Source organism: Mycobacterium persicum, assembly GCF_002086915.1.
Lineage (GTDB): Bacteria > Actinomycetota > Actinomycetes > Mycobacteriales > Mycobacteriaceae > Mycobacterium > Mycobacterium persicum.
The window spans coordinates 2,555,676-2,571,833 of record NZ_MWQA01000001.1; the positions used below are offsets into that span (position 1 = coordinate 2,555,676).

13 protein-coding genes and 3 pseudogenes are annotated in these 16,158 nt (G+C 68.4%); 9 read left to right on the top strand and 7 right to left on the bottom strand.

Features of this window, described 5'->3' with window-relative positions; translation table 11 throughout:
• The first annotated feature begins 152 nt into the window (after positions 1 to 152).
• Positions 153 to 911 (top strand): LamB/YcsF family protein, encoded by a 759-nt coding sequence (locus tag B4U45_RS11540; protein ID WP_075548730.1) that lies wholly within the window; start codon positions 153 to 155, stop codon positions 909 to 911.
• Positions 911 to 1,831 (top strand): MBL fold metallo-hydrolase, encoded by a 921-nt coding sequence (locus tag B4U45_RS11545; protein ID WP_075548731.1) that lies wholly within the window; start codon positions 911 to 913, stop codon positions 1,829 to 1,831. The genes B4U45_RS11540 and B4U45_RS11545 overlap by 1 nt, the downstream gene beginning before the upstream one ends.
• Here B4U45_RS11545 and B4U45_RS11550 read toward each other — a convergent pair.
• The gene (locus B4U45_RS11550) at positions 1,787 to 3,064 is read right to left on the bottom strand and encodes an MFS transporter (RefSeq protein ID WP_075548732.1); all 1,278 of its coding nucleotides are present in this window, start codon (positions 3,062 to 3,064) and stop codon (positions 1,787 to 1,789) included. The genes B4U45_RS11545 and B4U45_RS11550 overlap by 45 nt on opposite strands.
• A gap of 375 nt (positions 3,065 to 3,439) precedes the next feature.
• Between B4U45_RS11550 and B4U45_RS11555 the strand changes: the two genes are divergently transcribed.
• From B4U45_RS11555 to B4U45_RS30405, 4 genes and pseudogenes are all read left to right on the top strand, one after another.
• Positions 3,440 to 4,681, top strand: a complete 1,242-nt coding sequence (locus B4U45_RS11555; RefSeq protein ID WP_075548733.1) for an SLC13 family permease — start codon at positions 3,440 to 3,442, stop codon at positions 4,679 to 4,681.
• A gap of 39 nt (positions 4,682 to 4,720) precedes the next feature.
• A pseudogene (locus B4U45_RS11560) lies at positions 4,721 to 5,180 on the top strand (helix-turn-helix domain-containing protein).
• 10 nt (positions 5,181 to 5,190) lie between these two features.
• Positions 5,191 to 5,625, top strand: a complete 435-nt coding sequence (locus B4U45_RS11565; protein WP_075548734.1) for a VOC family protein — start codon at positions 5,191 to 5,193, stop codon at positions 5,623 to 5,625.
• A gap of 247 nt (positions 5,626 to 5,872) precedes the next feature.
• Positions 5,873 to 6,457 (top strand): annotated as a pseudogene (locus B4U45_RS30405) (PE family protein); the annotation flags it as partial.
• 91 nt (positions 6,458 to 6,548) lie between these two features.
• Here the strand turns inward: B4U45_RS30405 and rlmB are convergent.
• The 6 genes from rlmB to B4U45_RS29860 all read right to left on the bottom strand — a co-directional run bounded on the left by rlmB (position 6,549) and on the right by B4U45_RS29860 (position 13,300).
• A complete protein-coding gene (rlmB, locus tag B4U45_RS11575; protein ID WP_075548735.1) occupies positions 6,549 to 7,481 on the bottom strand; it encodes a 23S rRNA (guanosine(2251)-2'-O)-methyltransferase RlmB in 933 nt (310 codons plus the stop codon).
• Positions 7,482 to 8,888, bottom strand: coding sequence for a cysteine--tRNA ligase (cysS, locus tag B4U45_RS11580; protein WP_075548736.1), 1,407 nt, complete (start codon positions 8,886 to 8,888; stop codon positions 7,482 to 7,484).
• 43 nt (positions 8,889 to 8,931) lie between these two features.
• Positions 8,932 to 9,429 carry a 2-C-methyl-D-erythritol 2,4-cyclodiphosphate synthase gene (gene ispF / locus B4U45_RS11585; RefSeq protein ID WP_075548737.1) on the bottom strand — a complete coding sequence of 166 codons (498 nt, stop codon included), beginning with the start codon at positions 9,427 to 9,429 and terminating at the stop codon, positions 8,932 to 8,934.
• The gene (gene ispD / locus B4U45_RS11590; RefSeq protein ID WP_075548738.1) at positions 9,426 to 10,106 is read right to left on the bottom strand and encodes a 2-C-methyl-D-erythritol 4-phosphate cytidylyltransferase; all 681 of its coding nucleotides are present in this window, start codon (positions 10,104 to 10,106) and stop codon (positions 9,426 to 9,428) included. The genes ispF and ispD overlap by 4 nt, the downstream gene beginning before the upstream one ends.
• Positions 10,107 to 10,123: 17 nt before the next feature.
• Positions 10,124 to 10,612 (bottom strand): RNA polymerase-binding transcription factor CarD, encoded by a 489-nt coding sequence (carD, locus tag B4U45_RS11595; RefSeq protein ID WP_007166539.1) that lies wholly within the window; start codon positions 10,610 to 10,612, stop codon positions 10,124 to 10,126.
• A gap of 327 nt (positions 10,613 to 10,939) precedes the next feature.
• The gene (locus B4U45_RS29860; RefSeq protein WP_122535306.1) at positions 10,940 to 13,300 is read right to left on the bottom strand and encodes a PE family protein; all 2,361 of its coding nucleotides are present in this window, start codon (positions 13,298 to 13,300) and stop codon (positions 10,940 to 10,942) included.
• 227 nt (positions 13,301 to 13,527) lie between these two features.
• Between B4U45_RS29860 and B4U45_RS11605 the strand changes: the two genes are divergently transcribed.
• The 3 genes and pseudogenes from B4U45_RS11605 to B4U45_RS30695 form a co-directional block, all read left to right on the top strand.
• Positions 13,528 to 14,085, top strand: a complete 558-nt coding sequence (locus tag B4U45_RS11605; protein ID WP_075548740.1) for a copper chaperone PCu(A)C domain-containing protein — start codon at positions 13,528 to 13,530, stop codon at positions 14,083 to 14,085.
• 56 nt (positions 14,086 to 14,141) lie between these two features.
• A complete protein-coding gene (gene radA, locus B4U45_RS11610; protein WP_075548741.1) occupies positions 14,142 to 15,554 on the top strand; it encodes a DNA repair protein RadA in 1,413 nt (470 codons plus the stop codon).
• 198 nt (positions 15,555 to 15,752) lie between these two features.
• Positions 15,753 to 16,142: pseudogene (locus B4U45_RS30695) on the top strand (ISAzo13-like element transposase-related protein); the annotation flags it as partial.
• Positions 16,143 to 16,158 lie beyond the last annotated feature (16 nt).

A 16,158-nucleotide genomic window follows, 5' to 3' on the forward strand; every position in this document is an offset into this window, starting at 1 on the left:
GACGTCCCGGCCTTTATGCTGGTCGCACCTGGTCCCGAGGCGGTTGGCACGGCGCCGGCGCAGCGGGTTCAGGCGTCGCAAGGTTCGCGAGGGGGCTAAGGCCGCTCGGCACTGACCGGGCCTCGTCGGCCATCCCGCAATAAGCTGGGCGGGTGGCTTCCATCGACCTCAATGCCGACCTCGGTGAAGGATTCGGCGCCTGGCAGCTCGGTGACGACGACGCCATGCTCGAGATCGTCACCAGCGCCAACGTGGCATGCGGCTTCCACGCCGGAGACCCGGCCGGACTGCTGCGGGTCTGCCGGTCCGCCGCCGAGCGCGGCGTGCGCATCGGAGCCCAGGTCGGCTACCACGACCTGTCCGGGTTCGGCAGGCGCTTCATCGACGTCGACCCCGAGGACCTGCTTGCCGAAATCGTGTATCAGATCGGCGCGCTGCAGGCCATCGCCCAGGCCGGCGGCTCAACGGTGTCCTACGTCAAACCCCATGGCGCCCTGTACAACACGATCGTCACCCACCGCGAGCAGGCGGCCGCGGTGGCGACGGCGGTGCGGATGGTCGACCCGGCGCTGCCGGTGCTGGGTATGACGGGTTCGGTGTTTTTCGACGAAGCTAGCCGCCTCGGCCTGCGCACGGTGGCCGAGGCGTTCGCCGATCGCGCCTACCGGCCCGACGGGCAACTGCTGTCCCGCCGGGAACCCGGCGCGGTGCTGGTCGACCCCACGGCGATCGCCGAGCGCGCGGTCGCCATGGTGGCCACCGGCGCAGTCACCGCGGTCGACGGCACACCCGTGCCCGTCACCGTGGAATCGCTTTGTGTGCACGGAGATTCGCCGGGAGCGGTGCAGATTGCGACCGCGGTGCGAGAGCGGTTGGCGGCCTCCGGCGCCGAGATCAAGGCGTTCTGCTGATGCGGCTGAAACTCGGTCGTCCCAACCTCACCCGTTATTCCTGCCGGTTCAATGTCCCTGCGGCCCAACCGGATTCGCCGTTGTCGGTGCTCTGGATGGGCGTGAGCACGCTGCTGCTCGACGACGGCTCGTCGGCGTTGATGACCGACGGCTACTTCTCCCGCCCCGGGCTGGCGCAGGTGGCCGCGGCCAAGGTGGCGCCGTCGCCGGCACGGGTGGACGGCTGCCTGGCCCGCGCCAAGGTGTCGCGGCTTGCGGCCGTCATCCCGGTGCACACCCACATCGACCACGCGATGGACTCCGCGTTAGTGGCCGACCGCACCGGCGCGCAGCTGGTCGGGGGCGAGTCGGCGGCCAACGTCGGGCGCGGCTACGGGCTGGCCGAAGACCGGCTGGTGGTGGCGGTCCCCGGACAGCCGATCGAGCTGGGCGGCTACGACGTCACGCTGGTCGAATCGCGCCACTGCCCGCCGGACCGATTCCCCGGGGGGATCAGCGCACCGGTGGTGCCGCCGGTGCGGGCGTCGGCCTACCGCTGCGGTGAGGCATGGTCGACGCTGGTGCACCACCGCCCGTCGGGCCGGCGGCTGTTGATCCAGGGCAGCGCCGGTTTCGTCACGGGCGCCCTGGACGGGTACCGGGCCGAGGTCGTCTACCTCAGTGTCGGCCAGTTGGGCCTGCAACCGCGGTCTTATCTGGTCGACTACTGGACCGAGGTGGTGCGCGCGGTCGGCGCCCGCCGGGTGATCCTGGTCCACTGGGACGACTTCTTCCGTCCGCTGTCAAAACCGTTGCGCGCCATACCGTATGCGGCCGACGACCTGGACGTGTCGATGCGCATCCTCGACGAGCTGGCCGCGGCGGACGGCATCTCGTTACAGCTGCCGACGGTGTGGCGGCGCGAGGACCCGTGGGTTTGACGCAGAACCTGCCGTCGCGGCCGTTTCCGGCATCGCGACCAGATAGAGCGCAAAGCCCGCGCCCGCGATGGCGCCCAGTGCCATGAATGCCGCGTCGTAACCGGCCGCGACCACGATCCTGCCGGCAACGAAATTCGACAACGCGGCACCCACTCCCCACGCGGTGGTTATCGCCCCCAGGCTGACGTTGAACCGGCCCGTTCCGTGTGTGACGTCCTGGACGACGACGGGAAACAATGCGCCGAAAATGCCGGCTCCCACACCGTCGAGAAGTTGCACACCGACAAGCCAGTACGAGTTGTCCCACAGCGGGTACAGGAACGCGCGGACGGTCAAGACCGCGAAGCCGGCCAGGAAGATCGGCTTTCGTCCCCAGGTGTCGGCCTTGAATCCGACGACATATGCGACGGGCACCATGACAACCTGTGCGGCGACGATGCACGCCGACATCAGCGCCGTCCCGACCTGCTTGTTGTGCAACGCCAGCTTCTGCCCGACCAGCGGCAGCAAGGCCGCGTTGGCGAAGTGGAAGGTGAAGACCACCACGGCGAAGATCATCAGTCTCCGGGCGTGCAGCAGCACCGAGAATCCGGACGGCTGCGCGTGCTGTATCCCGATAGCCCGGTCCAGACCGCGGGCCAGGTCGTTGTCGATCGCGTCGGGCGGGACCCGTAGCGTTGCCCCGACGCTGATCACCGCCATGGCGGCCAGCAGCCAGAACACCACTACCGGGCCGAACAAGTAAGCGAGACCGCCGGCTGCGGCAGCTGCCGCCGCGGTACCGGCATGCCGGAACGACTCGTTACGACCAATCCGTCGAGACAACATCCGCGGCCCGACAATGCCGAGTGTTATCGCGGCCAATGCCGGATTGAAGATGGAGCCGGCGATCCCGGTAACGGCTTGCAGGAACGAAATCGAGTAGAAGCCGGGAAACAGCGGCATTGCCAATGCTGCCGCGGCGATCGACACCGCGCCGACGATGACCAACGCCCGTTTCGCGGTGGTCCGGTCCACCACGGCGCCAACCGGCGTTTGCGCGACGACTCCCGCGAGACCGCCGACCGCGATGACGAACCCGATGGAGGCCTGGTCCCAGTGGTGAGTCAGCAGCAGATAGATCGAGAGATAGGGAGCTAACCCATCGCGGACATCGGCCAGTGAAAACGCCAATAGGTCCAGGGCGTGCGCGGTTCGTCGGGGAAGCGGACCATCGGTGCTCGGATCGATCATTGACAATTCCGTTCCCCGGTGCGGTGACGGGGACCCACCCGTCGACTCCACGTTAATCAAGGCTCAGCAGCCCACCCGGGGAAGGCACACCATGGTGTGCCTCGACGGTGCTGACGGCGGCTGCGCCGACGGCGGGTAATATCCGCTGAGATCGCTTCCGGGTAGACGGCGCGCCTGCCAACAGAGCACTAGGCGCTGTCGCTCAAGCTCCGTCCAGTTCGCCGCCAGTCCGCCGATAGCCGCCGATAGGTAGCCATGCCGCTGACAACGTCGCCACGTCGGTGCGGACCGTTGGCAGGCTGGAACGTGACCGCGTGCGACCGTCGCCGACTGCGCAGTGGCGCGAGAACCCTCGTTCCTGAAGGTTTTTGAACGTTGCCCCTCGTCGTTGCGCTGCTGCTGCTGGCTGTGGTCCTGGGTTTCGCGGTCACCCGTCCGCGCGGTTGGCCCGAGGCGCTGGCGGCGGTCCCGGCGGCCGTCATCCTGATCGGGATCGGGGCGATCTCGGTCCATCAGGCGGCCGCCCAGGTTGCCGGGCTGGCACGGGTGGTCGCCTTCCTGGGTGCCGTATTGGTATTGGCCAAGCTGTGCGACGACGAGGGCCTGTTCGAGGCCGCCGGTGCGGCGATGGCGCGAACCAGCACCGGGTCGGTCGGGCTGCTGCGGCACGTGTTCGTCATTGCCGCCGTCATCACCGCGGTGCTCAGCCTGGATGCCACCGTGGTGTTGCTGACACCGGTGGTGCTGGCCGTCGTGCGGCGGCTGCGACCGCCGGTGCGCCCCTACGCCTACGCCACCGCGCACCTGGCCAATGCCGCGTCGCTGCTGCTTCCGGTGTCGAATCTGACCAATCTGCTCGCCTACCACGTCGCCGGGATCTCGTTCATCAAGTTCACGCTGGTGATGGGACTGCCGTGGCTGGCCGCGGTGGCGGCGGTCTACGCGGTGTTCCGGTGGTTCTTCGCCCGGGACCTGCGTGTTGCACCGGACCCCGAGCAACTCGGGCCGCCGCCGCGGCCGCCGGTGTTCGTGTTGGTGGTCGTGGCGCTGACCCTGGCAGGGTTCGTGATCGCCGAGGCGGCGGGGGTGGCGCCGGCGTGGGCCGCATTGGCCGGCGCGTCGCTATTGGCGCTGCGCAGCCTCGGCCGTGGGCACACGTCGGTGACGGAGATCGTGCGCTCGGCCAACGTGGCGTTTCTGGTCTTCGTGCTGGCGCTGGGCGTCGTCGTGCAGGCGGTCATGCTCAACGGAGTGGGTAGGGCCATGTCTACGGTGCTGCCGTCGGGTTCCGGGCTGCCGGCGCTGCTCGGTATCGCGGCGGTGGCCGCCGCGCTGGCCAACCTGGTCAACAACCTTCCGGCGACCCTGGTGTTGTTGCCGCTGGTCGCGGCCGCCGGGCCGGCGGCGGTGCTGGCCGTGCTGATCGGGGTCAACATCGGCCCCAACCTGACCTACGTCGGTTCACTGTCCAACCTGCTGTGGCGGCGGGTGCTGCGCAGTCACCACGTCGAGGCCGGCGTCGGCGAATACACCCGTCTGGGGCTCTGCACAGTACCCACCGCGCTGCTGGCGGCGGTGCTCGCGCTGTGGGCGAGCGCGCAGCTGCTCGGTGTCTGATTTCTGTGCCGATTCCGCCGACGCGCCATACTTGACGGCATGCCGCAGCCTCGTCCGGCCAGATACCTACTGCGTGCCAAGGATTTCGTCGACGCCCGCTACGCCGAACCGATCACCGTCGATGACATGGCCGCGGCGGCCGGGCTGTCACGCGCTCACTTCAGCCGCATGTTCACCCGGACATTCGGGGAATCTCCGCGCGCATACCTGCAGACCCGGCGGCTGGAGCGGGCCGCGGCGCTGCTGCGCTACACCGACAGGTCAATCGCGGAGGTCTGCGTCATGGTCGGTTTGCAGAGCGTCGGCTCCTTCACCAGCAGCTTCGCCCGGGTGTACGGCAAGCCGCCGGCCGCCTACCGCGCCAGCCTGCCGCCGGCGGCGCTGCACGCCCGAGTGCCGCACTGCATCTTGCGGGCACATACCCGGCCGCCGGCCGATAGCCGGGTGGTGCCCCAAGACAGCACACGGGGAGAAGACGCCGGGCGCGGTGAGCACCTAGCGTCTTCTGCATGTTGAAAATCGCAAGCGCCCAGCTTTGGGTACACGACCAGGACGAGGCACTGAAATTCTGGACCGAGAAGGTCGGCATGGAAGTGCGCCAGGATGTTTCGCTGCCGGAACTCGGCGGCTTCCGCTGGCTGACCGTCGGACCGCCCGGTCAAGATGACGTGTCAATCGTCTTGATGGACGTTCCCGGCCCGCCGATGCTGGACGAGCCCACCCGCCTACAAGTCCTGGATCTGACGGCAAAAGGCTTCGCCGGCACGGTGTTTCTCACCACCGCCGACTGCCAGGCCAGTTACCAGGAGCTGACGGCTCGTGGCGTCGAGTTCACCGAGCCGCCCGAACAGCGGCCGTACGGCATCGACTCCGGCTTCCGCGATCCGTCGGGCAACAGCATCCGACTGACCCAGTTGACGGACATGTCGGCCTGGGCCAGCTAGCTGACTGCCCGCGTTCGGTTGATGGTTAAGGGCCCAACAGCTCTCGGGTGCCCGGCGGGCGGCAACCACCACGACGTTCGGCCGCGGTCCCGGGCGGGTCGCGCCGCCCGCCTCGGGATCGCCAAAGGTGATCGCATTACTCCGAACGGGCGCCGCCCTCGCGATACGGTGAGGCGTGCTGCGGGTCTGTCTCGTGGTAGCTCTCTCCTTGTTCTCGGGGAGGCGATAGCTATGCACGAGGTGTTGGATGTCGTTTCTGATCACGATTCCGGAGATGGTCGCAGCGGCGACCGACGATGTGGCCAGAATCGGCTCGGCGCTTACGACGGCCAATGCGGCGGCGGTCGGTCCCACCACCGGGATATCGGCCGCGGCCGCCGACAAGGTGTCGACCGCGGTCGCGGAACTGTTTTCCGGTCACGCCGGGCGTTTCAGACGCTGACCGCTCAGGCGGCGGTATTTCACGATCATTTCGTCCAGGCGCTGAGCACCGACGCGGCTCCTACGCCGGCGCAGAAAACGCAAACTCCGCCCTGCAGACCCTCCGGACAGGACATCCTGGGCGTGATCAACGCTCCCACCCAGGCCGTCCTGGGGCGCCCGCTGATCGGCAACGGCGCCAATGGCGCACCGGAGACCGGCCAAAACGGCGCGCCCGGGGGCATCTTGCTCGGCAACGGCGGCGCTGGCGGTCGGCGGCCAGGGCGGTAATGGCGGCAGTGCAATCTGATCGGCAACGGCGGTAACGGCGGGTTCGCCAAAGACTCCGGGTGCGGGTGGCGGCGCCGGCGCGGGCGGACGGCTGCTGGGCCAGAACGGACTCCACGGTTTGCCCTGATCCTGACCCCCGCGCCTAGTGGCGAGCAGACGCAAAATCGCAGTATTCCATGACGATTTGGGCGATTCTATGTCTTCTCGCCGTGTTAAGTCCGGCGCTGGCGGGCGATTTCGGCAAGCACCACGCCGGCGGCCACCGAGGCATTCAGCGACTCCGCACGCCCGGCCATCGGTATGGACACCACCTCGTCACAGTTCTGCCGCACCAGCCGCGACAGCCCTTTGCCCTCGGAGCCGACGACCACCACCAACGGGTCACTACCGTCCAGGTCGTCGACTCCGGTCTCACCGGCGGCATCCAGCCCGATCACCCGCAGCCCGCGGTCGGCCCAATCCTTCAGTGTCCTGGTGAGATTGGTAGCCCGAGCCACCGGAATACGGGCGGCAGCGCCCGCGCTGGTACGCCATGCGACCGCCGTCACCGAGGCCGATCTGCGCTGCGGGATCAACACGCCATGGCCGCCGAAGGCCGCCACCGAGCGCACGATCGCACCGAGGTTGCGCGGGTCGGAGATGTTGTCCAGCGCCACCAACAACGCGGGCGGCGTGTCCATGGCTGTCGCGAGCAGATCGTCAGGATGGGCGTAGTGATACGGCGGCACCTGCAACGCGATGCCCTGATGCAAGTGGTTGGCCGTCATCCGGTCCAGATCGGCACGCGGCACCTCGAGGATCGAGATCCCCGAATCAGCGGCCCGGGCAACGGATTCGGTCACCCGCTCGTCCGCTTCGGCGCCGAGCGCGACGTACAACGCGGTGGCAGGCACTCCGGCGCGCAGGCATTCCAGCACGGGGTTACGGCCAAGAACCGTCTCGGCTTCGTCGATCCGACTCCGTACCGGACGGCGCGGCGCCGCCTTGGCCCGCTTAGCGGCGGGATGGTTGGGCCGCAGATGCGCCGCCGGGGTGGGACCGCGGCCCTCCAGACCGCGACGGCGCTGCCCGCCCGACCCGACAGGGGCGCCCTTCTTGGTGCCGGATTTGCGTACCGCCCCCCGGCGCTGCGAGTTACCCGCCATTTACTTGCCGCCACCGCCCAGCGTCCACTGCGGCCCGTCGGCGGTGTCGGTGACCTCGATGCCGGCGTGCTTGAGGCGATCCCGAATCTGGTCGGCAAGTGCCCAGTTACGCTGCTCGCGCGCCTTCTCACGGTTGTCCAGCTCGGCCTGTACCAGTACGCCGACAGCCGCCAGCGCAGCCGTTGTCTCGTCCCGCGATTCCCAGCGTTCGTCGAGCGGATCGCAGCCCAGGATTCCCATCATCGTGCGGATCGAACCGGCGCTTCGCACTGCGGCTTCATGGTCACCGGCGTCGAGTGCCCGGTTGCCTTCTGCGCGGGCGTGGTGAATTTCGGCCAGCGCTATCGGAACCGACAGATCGTCGTCGAGCGCCTCGGCGAAACGCGGCGTCCATTCGCCGGGCAGCACGGCACCCACCCGGCTGCGCACCCGGTGCAGGAAATCCTCCACGCCGACATAGGCTTTGACGGCGTCCTGGAGGGCGGTGTCAGAGAACTCGAGCATTGACCGATAGTGCGCGCTGCCCAGGTAATAGCGCAGCTCGGGCGGCCGGACCCGCGGCAACATCGCCGGTATGGCCAGCACATTGCCCAATGACTTGCTCATTTTTTCCCCGCCCATTGTCACCCAGCCGTTGTGCAGCCAGTAGCGGGCGAACCCGTCGCCGGCGGCGCGGCTCTGCGCGATCTCGTTCTCGTGATGCGGGAAGATCAAATCCATTCCGCCGCAATGGATGTCGAATTCAGGCCCCAAGAAGGTACGGGCCATTGCCGAGCATTCCAGGTGCCAGCCGGGACGGCCCCGGCCCCAGGGCGTCGGCCAGGACGGCTCTCCGGGTTTTTCGCCCTTCCACAGGGTGAAGTCGCGCTGGTCGCGTTTGCCCGCGGCCACGCCTTCGCCCTGGTGGACGTCGTCGATCTTGTGCCCGGACAGCTGGCCGTAATCCGGGTAGCTGAGCACATCGAAGTAGACGTCCCCGTCGCCGGTATAGGCATGGCCGGTTTCGATCAAACGTTGGATCAATTCGATCATCTGGGTGATGTGCCCGGTGGCTCGCGGTTCCGCGGACGGCGGCATCACATCCAGGGCGTCGTAGGCGGCGGTAAATGCCCGTTCGTAGGTGGCCGCCCATTCCCACCACGGTCGGCCGGCGGCGGCGGCCTTGTTCAAGATTTTGTCGTCGATGTCGGTGACGTTGCGGATGAAGGCGACGTCGAAGCCGCGTGCGATCAACCAGCGCCGCAGGATGTCGAATGCCACCCCGCTGCGGACGTGCCCGATGTGCGGCAGGCCTTGCACGGTGGCGCCGCACAGATAGATCGAAACGTGTCCGTCGCGCAGCGGAACAAAATCGCGCACGGCGCCGGCCGCCGTGTCATGGAGCCGCAAGCGGGCGCGATCGGTCACGACGTGCCAGCTTACTGCCTACGACCGCAACGGCCGCCCGACCCTACTTGGCCGGGAACGGGTCGCGCAGCGAAATCACCAATGCCGTGGCGATGGCGGCCCGACCCTCACCCCGTCCGGTCAGGCCGAGCCCGTCGGTGGTGGTGGCCGACACCGATACCGGCGCATTGAGTAGCCGCGACATCACGGCCTGCGCCTCGAGACGGCGCCAACCGATCTTGGGCCGATTGGCGACCACCTGCACGGCGGCATTCCCCACCCGATAGCCGTGCTGCGTGATCAGCTCGACGACATGACGCAGCATGGCGGCTCCGCTGACACCTGCCCACCGTGGATCGTCGACTCCGAACACGTCGCCGATGTCGCCCAGCCCGGCAGCCGACAGTACGGCGTCACACAACGCATGCGCCGCAACGTCGCCGTCGGAGTGTCCGGCGCAGCCGTCGGCGCTCGGGAACAGCAGGCCCACCAGCCAACATGGGCGTCCGGGTTCGATCGGGTGCACGTCGACACCCAAACCCACCCGCGGCAGTCCGTTCACCCGCGCACTACCGCCTGGGCCAACAACAGATCGAGTCGGTTGGTGATCTTGAACGCCAGCGGATCACCCTCGACCACCTGAACCTGGCCGCCGATGTGCTCGACCAGTGATGCGTCGTCGGTGAAGTCGGCGGTGCCCGCGTGCTGATAGGCGCGCAGCAGCAGATCGCCGGCGAACCCCTGCGGGGTCTGTGCCGCCCTGAGGCCCGCCCGTTCTGGGGTACCCAAGACGACCCCGTTGGCGTCGACCGCCTTGATGGTGTCGGTAAGTGGTAACGCGGGCACCACGGCGGCGTGGCCGTCCCGCAATGCGTTGACCACTCGCGTGACCAACGAAGGTGGCGTCAACGCCCGCGCTGCGTCATGTACCAGCACAAACGACGGCTCAGAGGTCTTTAGCGCGGAGAGCGCCAGACGCACGGTCTCGGTACGGTTGGCGCCGCCGGCAACGATCATGGCCTTATGCCCGAGGATCAGCTTTGCTTCGTCGGTTCGATCCGGCGGGACCGCTACCACGACGTTGTCGACGACCTTCGATTCCAGTAGGCCCTCGACGGCGCGCTCGACCAGGGTCTGCCCGTCGAGTTGATAAAACGCCTTGGGTACGCCGACTGCCAGCCGCTCACCCGACCCTGCGGCCGGAACGATTGCGACTACGGCGCCGTTGGCTCCAGTCACCCGGAGTCTCGGGGTGTTCAGGACGCGGCGGCCAGAACCTCGTCGAGGATGGTCTCCGCTTTGGCGTCGTCGGTGCTCTCAGCCAGCGCCAGTTCCCCGACCAGAATCTGCCGAGCCTTGGCCAGCATCCGCTTCTCGCCTGCGGACAAACCCCGCTCCTGGTCCCGACGCCACAGGTCACGCACCACTTCGGCGACCTTGTTCACGTCGCCGGAAGCCAGCTTCTCGAGGTTGGCCTTGTAACGGCGTGACCAGTTGGTGGGCTCTTCGGTGTGCGGGGCACGCAACACCTGGAAAACCTTGTCAAGGCCTTCTTGGCCGACGACGTCGCGGACTCCAACGTACTCAGCGTTGTCAGCCGGCACACGAACGGTCAGGTCGCCCTGCGCCACTTTCAAGACGAGATACTCTTTTTGTTCCCCTTTGATGGTTCGGGTTTCGATCGCCTCGACTAACGCTGCACCGTGGTGTGGATAGACGACGGTGTCACCGACCTTGAAGATCATCTGATTTGAGCCCCTTTCGTCACTCCATGCTAACACGCCTCCCTGACGCGTGCGGATCAACGGTGCAGGTCAGGGGCACCGCGGCTGGAGATTGGGGGTTGACAGGCGATGCAAGACGTGCATCGCCGCGCCGATTGCCGCCGGTCGCCGCAGTCTCAGCGCGCTCGGTGGTGCGGTAGCCGATGGCCCACCCGTCGGCAGCTTTACCGGCTCCAGACCGGCTCCAGCCGGGTGGGATGAGACCCCGCTGACCAACTCGACGGCGCATGGCCACCCGGTGGCGGCAGGTTGGTCGACACTGCCGGGAGAGTTCGAGTGCCGCCGGAATTAACCAGAGGCGCCCGCCTGACCGTCTGCGCCCCGGACCCCGTTGGCCCCGGACCGGCCGTCGGCTCCGTCAGCACCTTTGCCGAAGAAGGGATCGGCATTTTTCCCGCCGGTGCCGCCGGCACCACCGTCGCCGCCGGACCCGCCGTCGCCGCCGGAGCCGGCCTGACCGCCGATGCCGTGGCTGCCCGCAATCCCTGCCGTTGCCGCGCCGCCGGCACCGCCAGCGCCGCCATTACCGCCGGCACCACCGTTACCGCCCACACCGCCGTCACCACCGGCACCGCCCACGCCCGGGGTGGCGTCTGGCGCGGGTATTTTGCCGCTCAGGAACAGGCGATAGGTGTCGCCGCCGCCGCCGCCATTGCCACCGCGCCCGCCACCCGCACCGTCGCCGCCCTCGCCGCCTTGGCCGCCGTGGCCGCCCGCACCGCCGTTGCCGGATTCCCATCCGCCGGCACCACCGGCTCCGCCCTTACCGCCGGCCCCGCCGCCAAAGGCGGATGCACCTGCGCCGCCCTGGCCGCCTACGCCACCTTTGCCCCCATAGGCGTGAACGGCGTCGGCGTCGCCGCCCTTGCCGCCGTCGCCGCCCCTGGCGCCCGCGCCGCCATCCCCGCCGTCGCCACCCTGGCCGCCGAAAGCTTGGCCCTGAAATTGGGGAACTGCTTCGGTCCCTCGGCTGCTGGCGAAGCCGCCGTCGCCGCCGTCGCCGCCCCCACCGCCGGGACCGCCAGTTCCCCCGTTTCCTCCTGTTCCGCCGTTGCCGAAAGCCAAGATGGCATCACCCTTGCCGCCGTCGCCGCCCGCACCACCCTTGGCGCCGAGACCACCAGCTCCGCCGTTGCCGCCGTCGCCTCCCTGACGCTCGCCGAAGCCGGAATTGCCCGCACCGTCGCCGCCGTCGCCGCCCCAGATGCCTATTCCGGTTCCGCCCGTGAATTGGACAGCGTCTTTGCCGTCGAAGCCGTCGCCCCCTCCGGAAGGCCCAGGAAGCCCGCTGTCGGCCTGTCCGGCCTTGGGGAGTGCGCTCGGGTTGACACCGTCCGCGCCGTCGGCGCCGGACCCACCATCGCCGCCAGCGCCACCCTCGCCGATCCGCCCGGCATTGCCGCCGCGACCGCCCCACCCGCCGCTGCCGCCCGTCTTGCCGACGGCAGCCGGGGCGGCGTCACCGCCATGACCACCGGCACCGCCGTTACCCCCGGCCTGGCCGCTAGCGCCCTCGAGACCGTCACCACCGCTGGTCCCGAGGCCACTGCCGCCACCGCGGCCGGCCGCCCCGCCGTAACCGCGATCGCCGCCGTCACCGCCGCTGCCGCCGTGGCCGCCGTTGGGCCCATCGCCGCCGTCGCCACCCACTCCGCCGTTTCCGGCGTTACCGCCGATGCCGCCGTCACCACCGCGACCCCCCATCCCTCGCGCAGCAAACCCACCTTGTCCGCCGTCCCCGCCTTTGCCGCCCGCAGCTCCGTGCCCACCGTTACCGCCGTCTTGACCGGTGCCGTCAACGGCGTCACCGCCGTCACCGCCGTTGCCGCCGTTACCGCCGGCTCCCCCGGCGCCACCGGCACCGCCGTCGCCCGACAGCAGCCCACCACGCCCTCCGGCGCCGCCGGCGCCGCCGGGCCCACCCTCGACGCCGTCGCCCCCGTCAATGCCCGGGTCTCCGGCCGCGCCGCTTGCGCCGACGAAACCGGCCCCGCCGGCCCCACCGTCGCCGCCGCGGCCAAACCATCCGGCGTCACCACCGCGACCGCCGATCCCCCCGGCCGCGCCACCGATCCCGCCGGTGCCGCCATTTCCTAACAGCAGGCCGCCGGCGCCACCGGCCCCGCCCGACGCGCCCACACCGCCGGATCCACCAGTTCCGCCATTGCCGATCAGGCCCGCAGCTCCGCCGGCACCGCCCGCCTGGCCGGCGGCACCAGCCGCACCACGGCCGCCGTTGCCCCACAACAACCCGCCGTCGCCGCCGGCCTGCCCCGGCGCCAACCCGTCGACGCCATTACCGATCAACGAACGCCCAACGAGCAATTGAGTCGGCGCATTGACGATGCCCAACATGGCCTGCTCAACATTGGCGAACTCAGCGGCGGCATAGGCGGCTGCGCCGCCATTCAACGCCCGCACAAACTCCTCTTGAACCAACCCGATCTGCGCCGAAAGCTCCTGATATTGGCGCCCATAGCCGCTAAACAACGCCGCGATCGCCGCCGACACCTCATCGCCGGCCGCCGCCGTCAACTGCGTCGTCATCGCCGCCGCCGCCGCATTGGCCGTGCTCACCGCCGAGCCGATCGCCGCCAAATCCGACGCCGCGCCAGAAACCAATTCCGGCGCCACCAGAAGAAAGGACATGACAGACCTCCACCAGCCGGCAGCCCCCGCTCACCTGTCGGTATAGGCACCGGCGATGCCACTAACGTGAAGTCTTCGTGAAGTCGCCACGCAGATCGCGAAATTGCACCCGGGACCGACACCGGCGCTACCGCCGGCGGCAGCAACCTACTACTGTGCATAGTCGAATCGCAGTCAGCAGGCCGTCATGCGATCCGCCATGCTCCGAACCCAGCAGGAGGCATTGAGTGAACCGCTTCAAGATCCGCCTCACCGCGGTGGGCCTGGTCGCACTGATTGCCGCCATGGTGAGTGCCTGCGGAACCGGTCAGATCTCGCAAACCGCGAATCAGGAGCCCGCCGTCAACGGCAACCGGCTCACCATCAACAACGTGCTGCTGCGCGATGTCCGGATCCAAGCTCTGCAGCGCAGCGGCGATTTCCTGCAGCCCGGCAGGAAGGTGGACTTGGTGCTGGTGGCTATCAACCAATCCCCGGATGTGGCTGATCGTTTGGTGAGCATCGGCAGCGACATCGGCACCGTGACGATGACCGGTGACGCGCGGCTGCCCGCCGGCGGGATGCTCTTCGTCGGTACGCCGGACGGCCAGCTCGTCGCGCCCGGCCCGCTGGGGTCGAATCAGGCGGCCAGGGCAAGCGTCGTCTTGACCAAGCCCATCACCAACGGCTTGACGTACAGCTTCACCTTCAACTTCGAGAAGGCCGGACAGGGCACCCTGATGGTGCCGATCGCGGCGCCGCTGGCTCAGCCGCACGAGCAGGCGACGGCTCCGGTCCGGCACTAACGCCCCACCCAGCCGGCCGCGCCGCGGCTGTCGTACCCGACCGATACGGTCACGGCGTGGCTAACGTGCGTTCGCAATTCCGCTGCTCGGATTGTCGTCATCTCACCGCCAAGTGGGTGGGGCGGTGCATGGAATGCGGCAGCTGGGGCACGGTCGAAGAGGTGCCGATACGCAACGGGGTCGGCGTCAGTGGTCGCCGGCTGCCGATGCCGGCGTCGCGCGCCGTTCCGATCAGTTCGGTGCAGCCCAACCTGAATCGGCACCGTCCGACCGGCATCGACGAGCTGGACCGGGTGCTGGGCGGCGGCGTGGTGCCAGGGTCGGTGACGCTGCTGGCCGGCGAACCCGGTGTCGGCAAATCGACGCTGTTGCTCGAAGTCGCGCACCGCTGGGCGCAGTCGGGGCAGCGCGCGCTGTACATCTCCGGCGAAGAATCCGCCGGACAGATCCGGCTGCGCGCCGACCGCATCGGCTGTCACAGCGAACAGGTGTATCTGGCCGCCGAATCCGACGTGCACGCGGTATTGGGCCACATCGAGACCGTGCAGGCGGCGCTGGTCGTCATCGACTCGGTGCAGACGATGTCCACCAGCGAGGCCGACGGCGTCGCCGGCGGGGTTACCCAGGTGCGTGCGGTGACGGCCGCCCTGACCGCCGCCGCCAAGGCCCACGGGTTCGGGCTGATCCTGGTCGGTCACGTCACCAAGGAAGGGTCGATCGCCGGACCGCGGTCACTAGAGCACCTCGTCGACGTGGTGCTGCATTTCGAAGGCGACCGCAACGGCGGGTTACGGATGGTCCGTGGAGTCAAGAATCGATTCGGCGCCGCCGACGAGGTTGGGTGTTTTCTATTGCACGACAACGGCATCGAAGGAATCGCCGACCCGTCAAACCTGTTCCTCGATCAGCGGTCCGCTCCGGTTCCCGGTACCGCCATCACCGTGACACTCGACGGGAAGCGGCCGCTGATCGGGGAAGTACAGGCGTTGCTGGCCACTCCGGCCGGCGGTTCGCCGCGACGGGCGGTCAGCGGAATCGACCACGCCCGCGCGGCGATGATCACCGCAGTACTGGAAAAGCACGCCCGGCTGCGCATCGGTGTCAACGACATCTATCTCTCAACCGTAGGCGGGATGCGATTGACCGATCCGTCGTCCGATGTGGCGGTTGCGATCGCGCTGGCCTCGGCGTACGCGAACCTGCCGCTGCCTACAACGGCGGTGATGATCGGCGAAGTCGGGCTGGCAGGCGACCTGCGGCCGGTCAACGGCATGGACCGGCGGCTGGCCGAGGCAGTTCGTCAGGGATTCACCATCGCATTGATCCCGCCCGGTCGCGAGGCGGCGCCGGCGGGTCTGCGAGCACTGCGCGCGCCTACTATCGTGGCGGCGCTCGAGCACATGATCGACGTTGCCGACCACCGCACCAGCGCCCCCGCGAGCGTGTGTCGTCTGGACACTCATCACTAAGGCGGCGCGCAGTAATTATTTAGGTTTTTCTGTTTGGTTTGTCCACACTTGTGGTATGACGCTGCCTGCTGTGGACTCCGATCCGGTCGCTGCCCGTTTGTCGTTGATCCGCCCGCATTTGGACGAGCGGGCGTGGCGGTTGTTGCTGGCCGCCGAGCTGATCGCCAGGGGGCATCGGGTGTCCGCAGCATCCGGATCGGGACCCGGCTGCGGTTGTGGAAAACCGAACTTGCCGCCTTGGCCACCGAGGCCGGACTGGACATCACGGTCTGCCACCTGCCGCCGGGCACCTCCAAATGGAACAAGATCGAACACCGGCTGTTCTCCGCGATCAGCCGCAACTGGCGCGGACGACCCTTGGAATCCCATGAGGTTGTCATCGAACCCTCAGGGCAACAACCACATCCACCGGACTGACCGTGAACGCGGTCCTCGACACCACCACCTTGACGGTGCAGTTGGGTGGCTTCGAGGGCGGCGATTTGCTTGTCGGTGATCTTGATGCCGCGGTCGTACGAGTTCCACGGCGACTGGAACTACACGCTCACCGCCGACCACACCGCGACACGCCCGACAACACCTACCTAATTACTGCGCGATCCCT

Coding starts and splice junctions, on each gene's coding strand:
- B4U45_RS11565 (WP_075548734.1), top strand. CDS start 5,191: ATGTTGAAAATCGCAAGCGCCCAGCTTTGGGTACACGACCAGGACGAG.
- B4U45_RS11550 (WP_075548732.1), bottom strand. CDS start 3,064: ATGATCGATCCGAGCACCGATGGTCCGCTTCCCCGACGAACCGCGCAC.
- B4U45_RS11545 (WP_075548731.1), top strand. CDS start 911: ATGCGGCTGAAACTCGGTCGTCCCAACCTCACCCGTTATTCCTGCCGG.
- B4U45_RS29860 (WP_122535306.1), bottom strand. CDS start 13,300: ATGTCCTTTCTTCTGGTGGCGCCGGAATTGGTTTCTGGCGCGGCGTCG.
- carD (WP_007166539.1), bottom strand. CDS start 10,612: ATGATCTTCAAGGTCGGTGACACCGTCGTCTATCCACACCACGGTGCA.
- rlmB (WP_075548735.1), bottom strand. CDS start 7,481: ATGGCGGGTAACTCGCAGCGCCGGGGGGCGGTACGCAAATCCGGCACC.